Below are 19307 nucleotides of genomic sequence, written 5' to 3' on the forward strand. Positions count from 1 at the left end.
TTTATCCTCCGAACAGGCGTTTGAGGAATCCTTTCTTCTCTTCTTCAATGAAGCGGAAAGGGCGTTCTTCTCCGAGCAGACGTTCAACGGTATCGGCATAGGCTTTGCCTGCGTCCGACGCGGCATCGAGGATCACGGGCTCACCCTGGTTGGATGCGCGCAGGACTGACTGGTCTTCCGGGATCACGCCCACCAGGTTGATGCGCAGAATCTCCAGTACGTCTTCCATGCTCAGCATATCGCCTTTATTGACGCGGCCTGGATTGTAGCGGGTCAGCAGCAGGTGCTCTTTGATCGGCTCTTCGCCATTTTCCGCGCGGCGGGATTTGGAGGCGAGAATGCCAAGGATACGGTCGGAGTCGCGAACGGAGGAGACTTCCGGGTTGGTGGTGATAATGGCTTCATCAGCGAAATAGAGCGCCATCAGCGCACCGGTTTCAATGCCTGCCGGGGAATCACAGACGATGAAATCGAACTCCATCTTCTTCAGTTCTTCGAGAACTTTGTCGACGCCTTCGCGGGTCAGGGCGTCTTTATCCCGGGTCTGGGAAGCCGGGAGAATGTAGAGGTTTTCCGTGCGCTTATCTTTGATCAGCGCCTGGTTCAATGTGGCATCGCCCTGGATGACGTTGACGAAATCATAAACGACGCGACGTTCGCAGCCCATAATCAGGTCGAGGTTACGCAGGCCGATGTCGAAGTCGATAACGACGGTTTTCTTTCCCTTCTGGGCCAAACCTGTAGCGATGGCCGCGCTGGAGGTGGTCTTGCCAACGCCCCCTTTACCCGAAGTCACAACAATAATGCGTGCCATAGAAATTCCTTGTTAAAAAGGGATTAATTTAACGGTTGAATTGTCAAAGCGCTTTCGCCTAAACGCAGGCGTGCCGCTTTGCCATAAAATTCGGCCGGGATGTTATCGCTCAGCCAATATTCCCCGGCGATGGAGACCAGCTCCGCCGCAAGGTGGGTACAAAATATCTGGGCGTCTCTGTCGCCACCGGCGCCTGCCAATGCGCGTCCTCGCATCATGCCATATACATGGATATTGCCGTCAGCGATAAGTTCCGCGCCGGCACTCACATGATTTGTAACAATAAGATCACAGTGTGGCGCATAAATGCGCTGACCGGAACGTACCGGCTGGTCAATCAAACGCGTTTTTGTGATCTGGTTAGCAACTGGCGGCGGCGGGGCAGGTTCGGACGGTGCCGGACGAGGGGCTTTTTCTTTCCCTTCGGTTAATAACGGGATACCGGCGCGGTCGATTTCGGTTTTCAGGCGCGGGATTTTGCATCCGCTGACGCCCATAATACGTAAACCGGTCGCGGCGATAGCCTCGTTGACGGCGCGCCATTCGACGCTCTCCTCGACGCTGGCGATATTCACCACCACCGGAGCATGGCGTAAAAAGGCGGGAGCCTGGGCGATTTTGTCTTCTAACGCCTGACGAATAACCTCGGGATTTGCATCGTGCAAATGAACGACAGATAACGTGAAGCTACTGCCTTTAAGTTCGATTGGCGTATTTGACATCCTGGCCTTACTCAATTTGCTGTTTATCGACCGCCGAAGTGCGGTGATATTCCGAAGACTAAAAGGCATGTTATAGTCACTCATATATTGAGGCAAGTGACCACGGGTCTAATTCCGAGTAAAACTATGTTTTGTGTGATCTATCGAAGTACTAAACGTGAACAAACCTATTTATACGTCGAAAAAAAGGACGATTTCTCACGCGTTCCTGACGAGCTGATGCGCGGCTTCGGCACGCCGCAAATGGCGATGCTGCTGCCGCTGGATGGGCGCAAAAAACTGGTTAACGCCGACCTGGAAAAAGTGAAACAGGCGTTAAGCGAACAGGGCTATTACCTGCAACTTCCTCCGCCGTCTGAAAATCTACTAAAGAAACACCTGGCGGAACAGGGGAAACAATCCGATTAACCCACGAGGGAAAATAATGTACCAACATCATAACTGGCAGGGAGCGCTCCTGGATTATCCGGTGAGCAAAGTGGTTTGCGTCGGCAGTAATTATGCAAAGCACATCAAGGAAATGGGCAGTGCGACGCCGGAAGAGCCGGTGCTGTTTATTAAACCTGAGAGCGCGCTGTGCGATCTCCGTCAGCCGTTGGTGCTTCCTGAGGGGCTGGGCTCGGTGCATCACGAAGTCGAGCTGGCGGTGCTGATCGGCGGTACGCTGCGTCAGGCGACGGAAGAGCATGTGCAGAAAGGGATTGCCGGCTATGGCGTCGCATTGGATCTCACCCTGCGCGACCTGCAGGCGAAGATGAAAAAGGCCGGTCAGCCGTGGGAAAAGGCCAAAGGCTTCGATAACGCCTGTCCGATCTCCGGCTTTATTCCGGCCGCCGAGTTCCACGGCGACCCGCAGAATACGCCGTTAAGCCTGAAGATTAACGGCGAGGTGCGCCAGCAGGGCACCACCGCCGACATGATCCATAAGATCGTGCCGCTGATCGCCTATATGTCGCGCTTCTTTACTCTCAAAGCCGGGGACGTGATCCTCACCGGCACCCCGGAAGGGGTAGGGCCGCTGCACAGCGGCGACGAGCTGGTGGTCGGCTTCAACGGCCTGTCGCTCACCACCCGGGTACTGTAAGCGTGGTTTGCCGCCTTTTGGGGCGGCAAAACTTGCATCGTCGTGCCAGACTGGTTATAAGGTGCACCCTTAACTGGCAACGACGGACACTTCGATGAGCGAACAACCTTTCTGGCAACAAAAAAACCTGGATGACATGACCGACGCGGAGTGGGAATCGCTGTGTGACGGTTGCGGCCAGTGCTGCCTGCATAAGCTGATGGATGAAGATACCGATGAGATCTACTTCACCAACGTCGCCTGCCGTCAGCTCAATATCAAAACCTGCCAGTGCCGTAACTACGAGCGTCGCTTCGAATATGAGCCGGACTGCATCAAGCTCACGCGCGAAAATCTGCCGACTTTCGAATGGCTGCCGCCAACCTGCGCCTATCGCCTGCTGGCGGAAGGCAAGCCTCTGCCGGCCTGGCACCCGCTGCTGACCGGCTCAAAAGCGGCGATGCACGGCGAACGCATCTCCGTCCGTCATATTGCGGTGCCCGAGTCCACCGTTGTCGACTGGCAGGACCACATCCTCAATCTGCCTGACAGGGCGCGGTAAGCGCCGTCACGCTTTTTTCGCGTGGAACAGCCCGTTTTCACCGTCGGTTTCATCCGCCACCCAGAAGTGAATATTGAAGCGGGCATCGTCGCTGAGTTCGACGCGGTGCCAGTACTGCGGCGGACTGGTGGCAAACTGCCCGGCATGAATGACGACTTTTTTCTCCGGCTCCGTCGCCTGTTCATTGGCAAAACCGTAATAGGTCACCGTACCTTCCATGACGCACAGCTGACCGAAGACGCCGGCTGCGGTGTTGTGGTGGCTCAGCAGGGCGGCGGGGACGTTCTCTTTGGTAAAGAACGGGGTGGAGCGTTTAACTTTCCAGTCTGCGGGGATCAGTAAAGATGACATGTGAGCTCCTGTGGGGGTTATAGAAGATGTATTTAATATGCATCTTTTGATGGCCGTGGTCAACCATAGACTGGAAACGATTCAGCGATGAACAGCAGGCACAAAAAAACGCCCCGGAGGGCGTTTCATGGTGTGCGGGACTCACAGCGGGTTAGCGGCCAAACAGATCGCGCTTTTTCGCTTTAAAAGGCTGAGCAACGATCACCAGGATAGCCACCACCAGATAGGCCGCGAAAATGCCCACCAGCCATTGCGGCATCTCCAGCGACAGGAACTGCCACTGGCGTACCGAACAGTCGCCGGACGCGACAAACACCTGCGGCAACCATTTATCCAGCGGCAGCCAGCTCGGGAAGCGGGCGGCGAAATCACAGGTCTGGAACGGCGATGGGTGCAACTGGATCATCGTATGTTCCCACGCCAGCTGCAGCCCACGTACCGCGCTGTACAGCCAAATCAGCATGGCGACATAGCGCAGCGGCGTTTTGGGGGCAATGGCGCCCACCAGCCCCGCGCCCATGATGCCAAACAGGGCGCAGCGTTCATAAATGCACATCACACACGGCTGCAGCAGCATCACGTGCTGGAACCACAGCGCGACGAGTTCGAGAATGAACGCGGTCAATGCCATCAGGAGCCAGGCGCCGCGTCCCCGCGAGCACTGGTTTAAATATTGCAACATAATCATTTCCCTGGAAGATGCTAAATCATGGCAGTGTAAACGAAAACCGAACCGACGCCAGCGGCCCGGCGGAAAATATTACGTAACTGGTTATTGAATCGCCCGGGCGAACCCGGGCGACAGGTGGATCAGGGCAGGGTGGGGGTAACCAGCCAGCCGTGAGCCAGCAACCATTCGGTGACCGGCATCAGGGTGAACTCGACGCACAGCAGGCCGACCAGCGTCAGCACGAGAGTGTAGGGCAGAGCCATCCACACCATGCGGCCATAGGAGAGCCGGATAAGCGGCGCCAGCGCGGAAGTCAGCAGGAAGAGGAATGCCGCCTGGCCGTTCGGGGTGGCCACTGACGGCAGGTTGGTGCCGGTGTTGATCGCCACCGCCAGCATCTCAAACTGCTTCAGGCTGATGGCGCCATGCTCGAGGGCGGTTTTCGCTTCGTTGATGTAGACCGTACCGACAAAAACGTTATCCGAGATGGACGACAGCAGGCCGTTAAACAGATAAAACAGTGACAGCTGCGCGTGCGGCGAGGCCTGCAGAACAAACTCGATGACCGGCGTGAACAGCTGCTGGTCGATGATCACCGCCACGACGGCAAAGAATACCGTCAGCAGCGCGGTGAAGGGCAACGCCTCGGTGAACGCCTTGCCAATCGCATGTTCATCGGTCACGCCGGTAAAGGTGGTAGCGAGAATGATCACCGACAGGCCAATGAGGCCGACTTCGGCAAGGTGCAATGCGAGGGCTGCGATCAGCCAGACGCCAATCAGCGCCTGGGCAATCAGCCGCAGCCGTTCCTGACGACTGCGCTGCGCGCGGCTGCGATCGTCAAAGTCCTGCAGCACCTTTCGTACCGCCGGCGGCAGCGGTTCGCCGTAGCCAAACAGGCGATACTTTTCCACCAGCAGACAGGTCAGCAGCCCGCAGACCAGCACCGGCAGCGTGATGGGCGACATGCGAATGAAGAATTCGCCAAAATGCCAGCCCGCCGCTTTGGCGATAATCAAGTTTTGCGGCTCGCCGACCATGGTCATGACGCCGCCGAGCGCGGTACCGACGCCGGCGTGCATCATCAGGCTGCGCAGAAAACCGCGGAACTGCTCCAGCACCTCGCGGTAGTGCTGATCGATATGGCTGTCGTCCTGCACATCGCTATCGTCGGGGCGCGCCGAGGCGACGCGGTGATAGATGCCGTAAAACCCGACGGCGACGCTAATCACCACCGCCACCACGGTGAGCGCATCGAGAAAGGCGGAGAGGAAGGCGGCGGCCAGGCAGAAGGCCAGCGACAGCAGCATTTTGCTGCGGATGCCGAGCAGCAGGCGCGTAAAGACGAAGAGCAGCAGCTGCTTCATAAAGTAGATGCCCGCCACCATGAACATCAGCAGGAGCAGCACTTCCAGGTTGCTGGCGATCTCTTCCCGCACATGACCCGGGCTGGTCATGCCGATCAGCACCGCTTCAAATGCCAGCAGCCCCCCCGGCAGCAGTGGATAGCACTTCAGCGCCATGGCGAGGGTAAAGATAAACTCAACCACCAGCAGCCAGCCGGCGACAAACGGCGCTAAGGCGAACACCAGCGGATTGATGATTAAGAAAATAATTAATGCCAGCTTGTACCAGTCAGGCGACTGGCCAAGAAAATTGCGCCACAGCGCGCGGCCATAAGAAATTTCCACGACAGAATCCTTCCCCGTCAATTAGTACATGATTTTGTGCGTAACGATTGGCAAGAGTATCAGCTGAGCAAAATGAGAAGCAACTTTCTTCGCAGCGCGGCGGCGGTTACGGGAGAGAAGGAAAAGCGTAAAGTAAAAACGGAAAATGAAACGGCGATCCCTTTTTAATTCACTTGCGATGCTATCTGCGCTATAGCGGCTCTGGTATGATGAGTGCAATTGCAACAATGTGTAATGGAAATATTATTATGGTCATTAAGGCGCAGAGCCCTGCGGGTTTCGCGGAAGAGTATATCATTGAGAGCATCTGGAATAACCGCTTCCCACCTGGATCGATTCTCCCCGCTGAACGCGAGCTTTCTGAGCTGATCGGTGTCACCCGCACCACTCTGCGCGAAGTGTTGCAGCGTCTGGCGCGTGACGGCTGGTTGACCATTCAGCACGGCAAACCCACCAAAGTGAACAACTTCTGGGAGACCTCCGGGCTGAATATCCTTGAAACGCTGGCACGTCTCGATCACGACAGCGTCCCGCAGCTGATTGATAACCTGCTCTCCGTGCGCACCAATATTTCCACGATTTTTATTCGCACCGCGTTCCGTCAGCATCCGGATAAAGCGCTGGCGGTGCTGGACAGCGCCCGGGAAGTGGAAGATCACGCCGACGCCTTCGCCGACCTCGATTACAACATTTTCCGCGGTCTGGCGTTCGCCTCCGGCAATCCGATCTATGGTCTGATCCTCAACGGCATGAAGGGGCTGTATACCCGCATTGGCCGCCACTATTTCTCCAGCCCGGAAGCGCGCAGCCTGGCGCTGGGCTTTTATCATCAGCTGGCGAAGGTGTGCGAAGGCGGCCTGCACGATCAGGTGTATGAGCTGGTTCGTCGCTACGGCCATGACAGCGGCGAGATCTGGCACCGGATGCAGAAATCGCTGCCCGGCGATTTAGCCATGAATGTGCGTTAAGCTGGCTATTCGCCATCGATAAACACAATAAGGGGGCCGATGGCCCCCTTCGTCGTTTTATACGTCCCGTAAAGCTATAGCGCGTTCGGCCGCGCCGGGCAGCGGTCCAGTAGCTCAATGCTGCCGTCGGCGTTCTGCTGCTCCAGCAGCACATCGAACCCCCACAGACGATGCACATGTTTCAGCACTTCGCGCCGCCCTTTGTCCAGCGGGACGCGGTTGTGCGGCACATAGCGCAACGTCAGCGAGCGGTCGCCGCGCAGGTCAACGTTCCACACCTGGATATTCGGCTCAAGATTGCTGAGGTTATATTGCGCTGAGAGCTTGTTGCGGATCTCGCGATAGCCCTCTTCGTTGTGGATCGCCGAGATCTCGAGATAATTGTTGTGGTCGTCGTCGAGCACCGTGAAGAAGCGGAAATCGCGCATGATCTTCGGCGACAGGAACTGGCTGATAAAGCTCTCATCCTTGAAGTCGCGCATGGCGAAATGCAGCGTTTCCAGCCAGTCGGATCCGGCGATATCCGGGAACCAGTACTTGTCCTCTTCGGTGGGCGACTGGCAGATGCGCTTGATGTCCTGGAACATGGCGAAGCCCAGCGCGTAGGGGTTAATCCCACTGTACCACGGACTGTTGTATGGCGGCTGGAACACCACGTTCGTGTGGCTGTGGAGAAACTCCAGCATAAAGCGCTCGGTCACTTTCCCTTCGTCATAGAGATGATTGAGGATGGTGTAGTGCCAGAAGGTGGCCCACCCCTCGTTCATCACCTGGGTCTGTTTCTGCGGGTAGAAATACTGGCTGACTTTGCGCACGATGCGCAGGATCTCGCGCTGCCACGATTCCAGCAGCGGGGCGTTCTTCTCCATAAAGTACAGCAGGTTCTCCTGCGGTTCGGAAGGGTAGCGGCGGGCGGACTCAATCGCCTTCTCCTCTTCGCGCTTCGGCAGGGTGCGCCACAGCATATTCACCTGGCTCTGCAGATACTCTTCCCGGCTTTTCTGCCGCGCCTTCTCCTCCTGCAGAGAGATTTTTTGCGGACGTTTATAGCGGTCGACGCCGTAGTTCATCAGCGCATGGCAGGAGTCGAGCAGTTTCTCCACTTCGTCGACGCCATAGCGTTCTTCGCACTCGGTAATGTATTTGCGGGCGAAGATCAGGTAATCGATGATTGAGCTGGCGTCGGTCCAGCTGCGAAACAGGTAATTGTTTTTAAAGAACGAGTTATGCCCGTAGCAGGCGTGCGCCATCACCAGCGCCTGCATGGTGATGGTGTTTTCTTCCATCAGGTAGGCGATACAGGGGTTGGAGTTGATGACAATCTCATACGCCAGGCCCTGCTGGCCGTGCTTATAGGCCTGCTCGGTCTCAATGAATTTTTTGCCGAACGACCAGTGCGGATAGTTGATGGGCATGCCGACGCTGGAGTAGGCGTCCATCATCTGCTCAGAAGTAATGACTTCGATCTGGTGCGGGTAGGTGTCAAGACGATAGAGCTTAGCGACCCGGTCCACTTCGGCCAGGTAGGTCTCCAGTAACTCAAACGTCCAGTCGGGTCCATCGCTTAAACGGGTGGTGTCCCTGTTCATGGAGTCAATCGTAGCCATTAGCGCGCCCTCGTTGTTGTTGGTTTTCTCTGAACGGAAAACCTCTAAACAAGCATAGAACACCGCACAGCAAACTGTGTTGTCAGCCAATCGCTTTTCTTCGCGATTTCCCCATCTCAAAGCCGTTTTTTGTGCTTATTTACAGAATATAATGCTGGTTAAAAATAAAGCGCAGCATGAGATCGTAAATCTCGCAGCGCAGGGCTGGTGCGGTTTGCTGTGAGTTAAGTCACCATAAATAAAGCGTATGTTGAATAATATTTTCATCTGAGTTATCAATTTGTAATTAGATGATTGTTCTTTAACTGTTACGGAGTCGCTATGCGTGTCGTCATACTGGGAAGTGGGGTGGTTGGGGTAGCCAGCGCGTGGTATTTGAGTCAGGCGGGTCATGAGGTGACGGTTATCGACCGTCAGCCCGGTCCGGCAGAGGAGACCAGCGCGGCCAACGCCGGGCAGATTTCTCCTGGCTATGCGGCGCCCTGGGCGGCGCCGGGGGTGCCGCTGAAGGCGATAAAATGGATGTTCCAGCGCCATGCGCCGCTGGCGATCGGCCTTGACGGCACGTCGTTCCAGCTGAAGTGGATGTGGCAGATGCTGCGCAACTGCGACACCCGCCACTATATGGAGAACAAAGGCCGGATGGTGCGCCTGGCGGAGTACAGCCGCGACTGCCTGAAGGCGCTGCGCGACACCACCGGCATTCAGTATGAAGGGCGTCAGGGCGGGACGCTGCAGCTGTTCCGTACCGCCAAACAGTATGAAAACGCCACCCGCGACATCGCGGTGCTGGAGGACGCCGGCGTGCCGTATCAGCTGCTGGAGGCGAAGCGGCTGGCGGAAGTGGAGCCCGCGCTGGCGGAGGTCAGCCACAAACTGACCGGCGGCCTGCGCCTGCCAAACGATGAAACCGGCGACTGCCAGCTGTTTACCACCCGTCTGGCGGCGATGGCGGAACAGGCCGGGGTCACCTTCCGCTTCAATACCCCGGTGGACGCCCTGCTGCAGGAGGGCGATCGCATTGCCGGGGTGAAATGCGGCGATGAGATTATCAAAGGCGACGCCTATGTGATGGCCTTCGGCTCCTACTCGACGGCGATGCTCAAGGGGCTGGTGGATATTCCGGTCTACCCGCTGAAAGGCTATTCGTTAACCATCCCGATTGCCCAGGAAGACGGCGCGCCGGTTTCCACTATCCTTGATGAGACGTATAAAATCGCCATCACCCGTTTCGATCAGCGCATTCGCGTCGGCGGTATGGCCGAGATCGTCGGTTTTAACAAAGCGCTGCTGCAGCCGCGTCGGGAAACTCTGGAAATGGTGGTGCGCGACCTGTTCCCGCGCGGCGGCCACGTTGAGCAGGCCACCTTCTGGACCGGCCTGCGGCCGATGACGCCGGACGGCACGCCGGTGGTCGGGCGCACGGCGTTTAAAAACCTGTGGCTCAACACTGGTCACGGTACCCTCGGCTGGACCATGGCCTGCGGCTCAGGGCAGCTGATCAGCGATTTGATCTCCGGCCGCACGCCGGCGATCCCTTACGACGATCTGGCGGTCGCCCGCTACAGCCCCGGGTTCACCCCGGCGCGTCCGCAGCATCTGCATGGCGCACACAACTAAGGAGCTTGCATGACCCGTCCGGTAGTGGCCAGCATCGACCTGCTGGCCTTGCGGCAGAATTTACAGATAGTGCGTCGCGCGGCCCCCGGGTCGCGCCTGTGGGCGGTGGTCAAAGCCAATGCTTATGGCCATGGCGTGGCGCGGGTATGGAGTGCGTTGAGCGCGGCGGATGGTTTCGCCTTGCTCAACCTGGAAGAGGCGATCCTGCTGCGCGAGCAGGGCTGGAAAGGTCCGATCCTGCTGCTGGAGGGCTTCTTCCATGCCGATGAGCTGGCGGTGTTGGATCAATATCGCTTAACCACCAGCGTTCACAGCAACTGGCAGATTAAGGCGCTGCAGCAGGCGAAGCTGCGCGCGCCGCTGGATATCTATCTCAAGGTGAACAGCGGCATGAACCGGCTGGGCTTTATGCCGGAGCGGGTGCATACCGTCTGGCAGCAGCTGCGGGCGATAAGCAATGTCGGCGAGATGACGCTGATGTCGCACTTCGCGGAGGCGGAGAACCCGCAGGGGATTGTCGAGCCGATGCGCCGTATTGAACAAGCGGCGGAGGGACTGGATTGCCCGCGCTCGCTGGCTAACTCGGCGGCGACCCTCTGGCATCCGGAAGCGCATTTTGACTGGGTTCGACCGGGCATCGTGCTGTATGGCGCGTCGCCCTCCGGGCAGTGGCAGGATATCGCGAACACCGGCCTGAAGCCGGTGATGGCCCTGCGCAGCGAAATCATCGCCGTGCAGAACCTGCGCCCCGGCGAGGCGATCGGCTATGGCGGCCTGTATCGCACCACCCAGGAGCAGCGGATCGGCATCGTCGCCTGCGGCTATGCCGACGGCTATCCGCGGGTGGCGCCGAGCGGCACGCCGGTGCTGGTGGACGGCGTGCGGACCACCACCGTCGGGCGCGTGTCGATGGATATGCTGGCGGTCGATTTAACCCCCTGTCCGCAGGCCGGGATTGGCGCGCCGGTCGAACTGTGGGGCAAAGAGATTAAAATCGACGACGTGGCGGCCAGCTGCGGCACCGTCGGCTATGAGCTGATGTGCGCCCTGGCGCCGCGGGTGCCGGTTGTGACCCTGTAACGTATTCCGGGGCGGATCACTCCGCCTCGTCTTCCGCGACCCGGACCCCTACCTTCAGCACGTGATCGTTCTCTTTTTCCGCTACTGTCCACACCATCCCGGCGAACTCCACCTGGTCGCCCACCACCGGCGCGGCGCCCAGCAGCTGCTGAACCACTTCCCCCAGTGACTGCTGATGTTCGCGGAACTCCTCTCCGCCGTCGATGCCGTAGATTTGCGCCACATCGGCGAAGCGGGCCTCGGCATCAAGGATAAAGTCGCCGAAAAAGCGCTGATCGAGCGCCACCGGCGGCGACTGGCTGAACATTTTGCCCAGCGCAGGCAGGTCGTGTTCCCGGCCAATGACGCACAGGATATCGCCTTCCCGCAGGCGGGTGCTGCCGGTGGGGTGCAGCAGGGCATTGTTGCGAAACAGCGCGGCAATCCGCGTCTCCGGCGGCATATGCAGGTCGCGCAGCGCCGCGCCGATGCACCATTTATCGGCCCCCAGCTGGTAGACGAACTGCTCCCACGGGTTTTCCGGGTGAATATCCAGCCCGACGCGGGAGATGGGCCAGCTGACGGGGGGCACCACCACTTTGGCTTTTTTCGCCGCCCACGATAGCGAGGTGCCCTGCAGCAGTAGCGACACCAGCACCACGAAGAAGGCGACATTGAAGAACAGGCGGGCGTTGTCCAGGCCGGCCATCATCGGGAACACCGCGAGAATAATCGGCACCGCGCCGCGCAGGCCAACCCAGCTGATAAACACCCGTTCACGGAGGTTAAATCCGCGGAACGGCAGCAGACCGGCAAACACCGACAGCGGACGGGCAATGAAAATCATCCACATCGACAGCAGCAGCGCCGGGATAGCGATCGGCAGCAGGTCGGAGGGCGTCACCAGCAGGCCCAGCACCAGGAACATGGCGATTTGCGCCAGCCACGCCAGACCGTCGAAGTTCTGCAGGATACCGTGCCGGTTGCGGATCGGCCGGTTGCCCAGCAAAAAGCCGCAGAGATAGACGGCGAGGATACCACTGCCGTCGAGGGTGGTGGTGACGGCGAAAATCATGATCCCGCCGCTCAGCGCCAGCAGCGGATAGAGCCCGGCGGGCAGCACGATGCGGTTGATCATCTGCAGCAGCAGGTAGCCGCCGCCGAGGCCGATGGCGATCCCGAGGCCAAACTGCTGAATGATATGCACGGCGAACATCCAGCTGAGGCCGGTCTGGTGCTGCTGGATCATTTCGATCAGGGTGATGGTCAGGAAAACCGCCATCGGGTCGTTACTGCCTGACTCGATCTCCAGCGTCGAGCCGACGCGCTCGTTGAGCCCCTTGCCGCCGAGCAGCGAGAAGACCGCCGCGGCGTCGGTGGAGCCGACAATGGCGCCGATCAGCAGGCCTTCGATCATATCCAGTTTGAACAGCCAGGCCGCCATCATCCCGGTGAGCGCCGAAGTGATCAGCACCCCGACCGTCGCCAGCGACAGCGCCGGCCATAGCGCCACGCGAAAGGAGCTAGCCTGGGTGCGCATCCCGCCGTCCAGCAGGATCACCGCCAGCGCCAGGTTACTCACCATGTAGGCGAAGGGGTAGTTGTCGAAGGGGATGCCGCCGATGCCGTCAATGCCTGCCAGCATCCCGATAGCCAGAAAGATGACCAGAATCGGGATGCCAAGGCGAGAAGAAAAGGAGCTCAATAAGATACTGCAGGTTACTAAAACAGAACCCAGAATAAACAGACTAATGACCGCAGCGGCGTCCAATGTTCACGTACTCCCTGACTGGCGTGAAAAAATGGCTAAAAGTGACACTATTTTAACAATTCGCAGGGGATCCGCCTATGCGTCTGACAAATTTATTCTGCCAGCACCGGGTGGCCGCTGATTGTCAGGGTGGTGGCCGCCGCCTGATTCACCAGCCGCGCGCGCGCCCCCAGCGGCAGGGTCACCGTGCGCTGCTCGTGACCAAACTCCAGTCCGCTAATCATCGGTACAGAGAGCTGCTGGCGCAGGTAATCAAAGACCTGCGGCAGGTCGTATCCCGCGTCATAGTCGTTCGGCGTGCCGCCGGTGAAGCTGCCGAAGATCACCGCCTTCTGCGCCGCCAGTACGCCGCTGTGCAACAGCTGAAGCAACATGCGTTCGACGCGGAACGGGTGCTCATTGATATCCTCCACCACCAGGATGCCGTCGCGGATCGCCGGCAGCCACGGGGTGCCGATAAGCGAGGTCAGCATCGCCAGATTCCCGCCCCACAGGGTGCCTTCCACCCGGCAGTTCGGCCCTTCGCCCGGCCATTCGAGGGTGAATTCCGGCTGGCGCAGCGCCTGCCAGAAATGGTGTTCGGTAAACGGATCGAGGGTCTCCGCGCCGAAGTTGCCCGCGAGCATCGGCCCGCTGAAGGTGACGACATTGCCCAGGGCCAGCAGGCCCGACTGGATGGCGGTGAAATCGCTGTGGCCGCAAATCAGCAGCGGGTCGCGCTGCTGGCGGGCAATCAGCCCCTGCCAGTCGATATGCGGCAGCAGACGACTGGCGCCGTAGCCGCCGCGCACCGCGAGGACGATCCGGTTGCGCCCGGGCAGCTGGGCAAGCTGGTTAATATCGGCCAGCCGTTCATGTTCAGTCCCGGCGAAACGCTGCAGCCGGCGGGGAATGACCTGCTGGTGGGCCACCTCGTGTCCGGCCTGCTGCAGACGCTCGACGCCGCGGGCCGCCGCCTGCTGGTTGATGCAATAACCGGATGGCGCGACCAGATAAAACTGAGACATGATAATTCCTTGCTATGAATGAAAGGGTTATGATGCCGCCTGGAATGGCGATTGTCATCTCCAGGTGGCTAACTTCAATCCGCACCCGTCATCCATCAGGCTGTCGGCGGGCGGGGGTCGTACCGCTGCCGTCGTTCTGCAGCATGATGGCGTTTGGGTAGATAAGGATAGATGTGTGAAATTGAGATGGTTGCTTATTTTAGTCGTTTTTCTGGCCGGTTGTAGTTCGAAACATGATTACACCAATCCGCCGTGGAACCCCGAGGTCCCGGTGAAGCGGGCGATGCAGTGGATGCCGATCAGTGAAAAAGCCGGCGCCGCCTGGGGCGTGGATCCGCAGCTGATCACGGCGATCATCGCCATCGAGTCGGGCGGTAACCCTGCGGTAGTGAGTAAATCCGGCGCCGTCGGGCTGATGCAGCTTAAGCCGTCGACCTCCGGACGCGATGTCTATCGGCGGATGGGCTGGCGCGGCGAGCCGTCGGTCAGTGAGCTGAAAAACCCGGAACGGAATATCTCGATGGGGGCCGCCTATCTGAGCATTCTGGAAAACGGCCCGCTGGCGGGGATCAAAGACCCGCAGGTGATGCGCTATGCGGTGGTGGTCTCCTACGCCAACGGCGCGGGCGCGCTGCTGCGCACCTTCTCGTCAAACCGGCAGGACGCCATCGACGAGATTAACGATCTCGACGCCGATGAGTTCTTCGAGCATGTGGTGAAAAAACACCCGGCTCCGCAGGCGCCGCGCTATATCTGGAAGCTGCAGAAAGCGCTGGATGCCATGTAATCCCTCGTTTGGCCTCCGGGAGTCTCCCGGAGGCCACGTCCTCAGAAATCGTAGCCGACGGTAGCCATCACGCTGCGCTCTGCTCCCCAGTAGCAGTTGCCGGTGCCGTAGCAGCCGGAAACGTATTCACGATTGCCGATATTGTTGGCGTTAACCTGCACATAAGCGCCTTTCAGCCCCGGCGACCAGACGCCGAGGTCGGCCCGCATCATGGCATCCATCAACGTCACCGACGGCAGCCGTGCGGTGTTGGCATCATCCGCCCACTGTTTGCCGATGTAGCGGACGCCGGCGCCCACCGAGATCCCCGCCGGGAACTGATAGCGCGCCCAGAAGGAGGCCATCTGATCCGGGGTCAGCTGCGGCGTGTTGTTGTCGGTACCGTCCTTAGTGTCCTGGAAGCGCAGACGATTCCAGGTATACGAGGCGATAGTGCTCAGCTGCGGCGTGATCTGATGGTGCGCTTCCAGTTCGACCCCCTGGGAATGCACTTTCCCCGCAGGAATATAGGTGGCGGTGGCGATGTTCGGGTCGCGGGTGGCGACATCCTTTTGCGTCAGGTCGTAAATCGCGATGCTGTAGAGGTCGCTGCTGCCCGGCGGCTGGAACTTCAGGCCGGCTTCAAACTGTTCGGCGGTGGTCGGTTTCAACGGTTTGCCATCCGCGCCGGGCAGCATCGCCGGGGTAATCGCCTGACTGTAGCTCAGATAGGGTGAAAGCCCGTTGTCCAGAGCGTACAACAGCGAGGCGCGGCCGCTGATATGATCGTCTGAACGGCGGTTCGAGGTGCCCTGGGTGTCGCTGACCTGCTGGGAAACGATGCGGTCATAGCGGGCGGAAACATCCATATGCCAGCGGTCCCAGACCATCTCATCCTGCAGATACAGCCCGGTCTGGTAATAGCGGCGATTATTGTCATCGCTGTAGGTCACGGTATGCCCGGTCTGGGCGGTATAGCCGGTAAACGGGTTAAGCGGCGCCGCGCCGCCGGCGCCGGTCCACAGATCGTTGCGGAAGCGATGATATTCGGCGCCGAGGATCAGGGTATGCGCCAGAACGCCAGTATTGAAATCGGCGCGCAGGCGGTTATCGGTTGACCAGCCGTCCAGCGAACCGCGCGAGCCGCTGTAGCCGCGGGCCAGCCTATCGCTGTCATCTATCCAGCCGACCTGGTAGACCTGATCGAGGGAGACGTTGGTGTGGGTGTAGCTCCCGGCGGAATAGACCGACCAGACGTCGGTGAACTGGTGGTCAAACTCATAGCTGTAGATCTGCTGACGGCGCTGATAGCCATCTCCCGGATCGCCCTCGTTGGTGCTGGTGGAGAGCTTACGGCCATTGTGCGCGTAGCGGGTGCCGTCCAGCGGCAAAGAGCCATGATAGCCGCCGGAAGGATCTTTTTGCAGATAGGCGCGCAGCAGCAGCGAGGTGTCGCTGTCCGGCTGCCACAGCAGGGAAGGCGAAATGGCGTAGCGCTCTTCGCGGGTATGGTCATACTGCGTGTCGCTGCTGCGGGTCATACCGATCAGCCGCCATGCCCACTGCTCATTGATGGCGTCGGTGTAATCGAAGGCCGCGCCTTTGGTATTTTGCGTTCCGCCAGTCAGGCGGACGTGGCCCTGCTGACTGAACTGCGGGCGCTTGGAGGTCAGGTTGACCACGCCGCCCGGCACGCTTTGCCCGTAGAGCGCGGAGGAGGGGCCGCGGATCACATCGACGCGTTCGATAAACCATGGGTCGATCTGCACAACGTTATGGCTGCCGCCGTCGCTCATCAGGCGCATGCCGTCGAGGAACAGGTTATCGACGTCGCCGCCGTGGTAGCCGCGCAGGGAGATGGCGTCAAACCGGGTGGCGCCGCCGCCGAAGCTGGAGTAGACCCCTGGGGTATATTCCAGCGCCTGGCTGATGGTATTCGCCCCCTGATCCGCCATCTGCTGGCGGGTGACAACCGACACCGACTGGGCGGTGGTGATTAACGGCTGGTCGGTTTTCGTCGCCCCGAGCGAGGTGCTGGCGCTATAGCCTTCAGTCGGCGCGCTGGCAGACGCCGGCGGGCTGGCCGTCACCACCACCGTCTCTTCGGCCTGCGCGGTGAAGGGAAGTGCGACCGCGAGGGCGTACAGCAGCCTCGGGCGTTTTCGAGAAATAGCCACGTTCATAAGATCATCCTGAACCAGCGCGGTCTGGTACTCCTGTACGCCGCCGCGGGAAAAACGAATCTGTCATTATTCGTTAAAAAGTAATGCGAATTATTATTGTTTGTATTTGTGCAATCAAGCGAAAAGGTGATCTGTTCAGCGCGAGGGGGTGGAGAGGTGTTTCCCGCGAGCCGCAGAATGGCCCTGCGCGGGAGGGTCGTGACCAGGGAGACCACTTCACCCCTACCGATTTTGGTAGGGGGGAAGCGGAACAGCGTCAGGAGCCGGTCTTTTGCGGTGCCGCAGGGGCGGGGTCGTTAGCGGCGGGTTTGTCCTGTGGTGAAGGCGTTGTCGCCGGACGGGTGGCGGGCAGCGCATCGCAGGGTTTCTCCTGCGGGCAGATAAGGTCCAGCATCTTAAGGGTGACGCCGTTGGTCCAGCCAAAACCGTCCTGCAGTGGATATTCCCCACCGCCGCCGCCGGTGCCGGTCGAACTCACATCATACTTCTCCACCAGCTTTTGTTTGCTGTCATAGGTATGCTGCACGTTGGTCAGGAAACGCCAGCTGACCTCCATGGCGATCTTCTGCTGGCCATAGTTTTGCAGCCCCTCGACGGCCACCCACTGCAGCGGCGCCCAGCCGTTGGGGGCGTCCCACTGCTGGCCGCTGTTGACGGTGGTGGTGGTCAGCCCGCCGGGTTTGAGCAGTCGCGACTCGGCGGCGGCCGCCACTTTCGTCGCCCGCTCGCGTGACGCGGCATTGACGTACAGCGGGAACAGCGCCGCGGCGGTCAGCTGATTGCGCACCTTGTGGCTTTTCAGATCGTAATCGGCGTACCACCCCTCTTTTTCATTCCACAGGTATTTCTCGATAGCCTGCTGGCGGGTGTTGGCCAGCGCATCGTAACGCGTAGCGCCGGCGCTGTCCCCCGCAGCTTTACTGGCGCGGGCGAGGGTTTTCTCCAGATGGAACATCAGGGCATTGAGATCGACCGGGACAATCGAGGTGGTGCGAATGGTGGCAAGCTGCTGCGGATTGTCCATCCAGCGGGAGCTGAAATCCCAGCCGGAAGCGGCGGCGGAGCGCAGGTCGCGATAGATCTCGGTGGCCGGACGATTCGGGTTGCTTTTGGCGGTTTTGACGTCGTCAAGCCAGGACTCGGGGCGTGGGGTGTCGTTATCGTCCCAGTAGCGGTTGAGCAGCGCGCCATCGGCCATCCGCACCGCCCGTTTGTCGGCGCTGCCGGGAGCCAGCGCGTCCGCCCCGGCCATCCAGTAGCGATACTCTTTCTCCAGCTGCGGCTGGTAGGTTTTCAGCACCTGGTCGCCATCGTGCGTCGCCAGCAGGCTTACCATAAAGGAGAAGAAGGGGGGCTGCGAACGGCTGAGGTAATAGGTGCGGTTACCGTTGGGGATATGGCCCCAGGTGTCAATTTCCGCGGCGAAGTTGGCGACCATATCTTCGACTTTATCCCAGTGACCGCTTTCGGCAAGACCCAGCATGGTGAAATAGCTGTCCCAGTAATAGACTTCGCGAAAGCGTCCTCCGGGGACCACGTAGGGCTTAGGCAGCGGCAGCAGCGAGTCCCACTTTTCCACCTCGACGGTGCTGCGGGTCAGGACCGGCCACAGGCCGTCGATATGCTGACGCAGGGTTTGCCCTTTGGGCGGCACATAGGTGTCGTTCTCTTTCGGCAGCGTGAAGTTCAGCTCGACGAAGTGGCGCAGGTCGAAGCTGGCCTGGTTTTTTTGCATCCGGTAATCGGCAAGGATCATCAGCGGATCGCTGTTAGGGATCGCGTCGGCGAAGGTTTTTTGATCGGCAAAGAGCTTCGCGCTCTGGACATCATTGAACAACGGGCCCAGCAGAATATCCGGCGAGGGTGGCGGCGCAGTTTTGCCGTCTTCCGCCTGGACATTCAGGCTCATCAGGGCGAGCAGGGCGCCGCCGATCGCCAGGCGCAGGGAACAGGGCAAAGCAGCGGGACGATGTGCATCAGTACTCGTCATGGGGAGTTCTCCTTATCATTATCGACTGCGGGCCACGACGTTTGGCCATCCAAAAACCTTAGACGAATATCTGCCGCTGCGCGTGTCAGGGGTAACATTTTGCGCGAAAACAGAGGATTTACCTGCCTGGTTTTCTGCTACAACCGCCGGCAACGCGATTAGGCTTACCGGCAAGCCAACGCGCCCGGGCCACTGGCCACGGCGCGCTGGCGGCGAATACCAGCGGATCGAGAGGGGCTGTGAGGTCCGGCCTGCGGCACACTGGCTGACGGCGCTGGCGTCCACCATGGCGCAAAAATCGTCGCCCTGCCTCACGACGGTGCAACCGCAGCCGGGCGCAGGCAGCCATTGTGGCGATTTTTTGCACAATCAGACGGCGGGTCAGAACCGATTTGCACAACGCCGCGGCGGCGGATGACCTGGCATAATTAATGCTTATCTCTTACCGGGATTACCACAAAGT

Annotated in this window: 18 protein-coding genes; 8 read left to right on the forward strand and 10 right to left on the reverse strand. The window is 59.5% G+C overall.

The features are described 5' to 3' along the window. Position 1: 1 nt before the first annotated feature. Both minD and minC read right to left on the reverse strand, forming a co-directional pair. Positions 2 to 814: a septum site-determining protein MinD gene (gene minD, locus ABLV52_RS07685; RefSeq protein ID WP_002910900.1), complete on the reverse strand. Its 813-nt coding sequence runs from the start codon at positions 812 to 814 to the stop codon at positions 2 to 4. 23 nt (positions 815 to 837) lie between these two features. Then, positions 838 to 1536 carry a septum site-determining protein MinC gene (gene minC, locus ABLV52_RS07690; RefSeq protein WP_023290209.1) on the reverse strand — a complete coding sequence of 233 codons (699 nt, stop codon included), beginning with the start codon at positions 1534 to 1536 and terminating at the stop codon, positions 838 to 840. Positions 1537 to 1662: 126 nt separating this feature from the next. Here minC and ABLV52_RS07695 point away from each other — a divergent pair, with 126 nt between their 5' ends. The 3 genes from ABLV52_RS07695 to ABLV52_RS07705 all read left to right on the forward strand — a co-directional run bounded on the left by ABLV52_RS07695 (position 1663) and on the right by ABLV52_RS07705 (position 3161). Then, a complete protein-coding gene (locus ABLV52_RS07695; protein ID WP_004203320.1) occupies positions 1663 to 1944 on the forward strand; it encodes a YcgL domain-containing protein in 282 nt (93 codons plus the stop codon). 16 nt (positions 1945 to 1960) lie between these two features. After that, positions 1961 to 2620, forward strand: coding sequence for a fumarylacetoacetate hydrolase family protein (locus ABLV52_RS07700; protein WP_023290208.1), 660 nt, complete (start codon positions 1961 to 1963; stop codon positions 2618 to 2620). Positions 2621 to 2714: 94 nt separating this feature from the next. After that, positions 2715 to 3161 (forward strand): YcgN family cysteine cluster protein, encoded by a 447-nt coding sequence (locus ABLV52_RS07705; protein WP_048336001.1) that lies wholly within the window; start codon positions 2715 to 2717, stop codon positions 3159 to 3161. A gap of 6 nt (positions 3162 to 3167) precedes the next feature. Here the strand turns inward: ABLV52_RS07705 and ABLV52_RS07710 are convergent, their stop codons facing one another. The 3 genes from ABLV52_RS07710 to nhaB all read right to left on the reverse strand — a co-directional run bounded on the left by ABLV52_RS07710 (position 3168) and on the right by nhaB (position 5873). After that, complete coding sequence (locus tag ABLV52_RS07710; protein WP_032453353.1) at positions 3168 to 3512, reverse strand: DUF1971 domain-containing protein; 345 nt, start codon at positions 3510 to 3512, stop codon at positions 3168 to 3170. Positions 3513 to 3663: 151 nt separating this feature from the next. After that, a complete protein-coding gene (dsbB, locus tag ABLV52_RS07715) occupies positions 3664 to 4194 on the reverse strand; it encodes a disulfide bond formation protein DsbB (protein ID WP_004203315.1) in 531 nt (176 codons plus the stop codon). 128 nt (positions 4195 to 4322) lie between these two features. Further along, positions 4323 to 5873, reverse strand: a complete 1551-nt coding sequence (nhaB, locus tag ABLV52_RS07720) for a sodium/proton antiporter NhaB (protein ID WP_023290206.1) — start codon at positions 5871 to 5873, stop codon at positions 4323 to 4325. A gap of 248 nt (positions 5874 to 6121) precedes the next feature. Between nhaB and fadR the strand changes: the two genes are divergently transcribed. Next, complete coding sequence (gene fadR / locus ABLV52_RS07725) at positions 6122 to 6841, forward strand: fatty acid metabolism transcriptional regulator FadR (RefSeq protein WP_004203311.1); 720 nt, start codon at positions 6122 to 6124, stop codon at positions 6839 to 6841. Between the two features lie 74 nt (positions 6842 to 6915). Here the strand turns inward: fadR and ABLV52_RS07730 are convergent, their stop codons facing one another. Then, entirely contained in the window at positions 6916 to 8448 is a 1533-nt protein-coding gene (locus ABLV52_RS07730) for a SpoVR family protein (protein WP_004203310.1), read from the reverse strand. A 76-nt stretch (positions 8449 to 8524) separates the two neighbouring features. On the opposite strand from ABLV52_RS07730, the gene ABLV52_RS07735 reads away from it, so the two are divergent. The 3 genes from ABLV52_RS07735 to dadX all read left to right on the forward strand — a co-directional run bounded on the left by ABLV52_RS07735 (position 8525) and on the right by dadX (position 11148). After that, positions 8525 to 8671 (forward strand): hypothetical protein, encoded by a 147-nt coding sequence (locus ABLV52_RS07735; protein ID WP_348890235.1) that lies wholly within the window; start codon positions 8525 to 8527, stop codon positions 8669 to 8671. A gap of 98 nt (positions 8672 to 8769) precedes the next feature. Continuing rightward, positions 8770 to 10068 carry a D-amino acid dehydrogenase gene (locus tag ABLV52_RS07740; protein ID WP_044523951.1) on the forward strand — a complete coding sequence of 433 codons (1299 nt, stop codon included), beginning with the start codon at positions 8770 to 8772 and terminating at the stop codon, positions 10066 to 10068. 9 nt (positions 10069 to 10077) lie between these two features. Continuing rightward, complete coding sequence (gene dadX, locus ABLV52_RS07745) at positions 10078 to 11148, forward strand: catabolic alanine racemase DadX (protein ID WP_023290204.1); 1071 nt, start codon at positions 10078 to 10080, stop codon at positions 11146 to 11148. A 16-nt stretch (positions 11149 to 11164) separates the two neighbouring features. Here dadX and ABLV52_RS07750 read toward each other — a convergent pair whose 3' ends face one another. Then, a complete protein-coding gene (locus ABLV52_RS07750; protein WP_032453349.1) occupies positions 11165 to 12898 on the reverse strand; it encodes a potassium/proton antiporter in 1734 nt (577 codons plus the stop codon). A gap of 92 nt (positions 12899 to 12990) precedes the next feature. Further along, the gene (gene ldcA, locus ABLV52_RS07755; protein WP_044523947.1) at positions 12991 to 13905 is read right to left on the reverse strand and encodes a muramoyltetrapeptide carboxypeptidase; all 915 of its coding nucleotides are present in this window, start codon (positions 13903 to 13905) and stop codon (positions 12991 to 12993) included. A 175-nt stretch (positions 13906 to 14080) separates the two neighbouring features. Between ldcA and emtA the strand changes: the two genes are divergently transcribed. Beyond that, complete coding sequence (emtA, locus tag ABLV52_RS07760; protein WP_048335997.1) at positions 14081 to 14692, forward strand: membrane-bound lytic murein transglycosylase EmtA; 612 nt, start codon at positions 14081 to 14083, stop codon at positions 14690 to 14692. A 41-nt stretch (positions 14693 to 14733) separates the two neighbouring features. On the opposite strand, the gene ABLV52_RS07765 is transcribed toward emtA, so the two are convergent. Further along, positions 14734 to 16854, reverse strand: coding sequence for a TonB-dependent siderophore receptor (locus ABLV52_RS07765; RefSeq protein WP_348890236.1), 2121 nt, complete (start codon positions 16852 to 16854; stop codon positions 14734 to 14736). A gap of 256 nt (positions 16855 to 17110) precedes the next feature. Next, a complete protein-coding gene (locus ABLV52_RS07770) occupies positions 17111 to 18844 on the reverse strand; it encodes an alpha,alpha-trehalase (protein WP_048297798.1) in 1734 nt (577 codons plus the stop codon). Positions 18845 to 19307 lie beyond the last annotated feature (463 nt).

Source organism: Klebsiella sp. GB_Kp056 (assembly GCF_040064755.1).
Taxonomy (GTDB): Bacteria; Pseudomonadota; Gammaproteobacteria; order Enterobacterales; family Enterobacteriaceae; genus Klebsiella; species Klebsiella quasipneumoniae.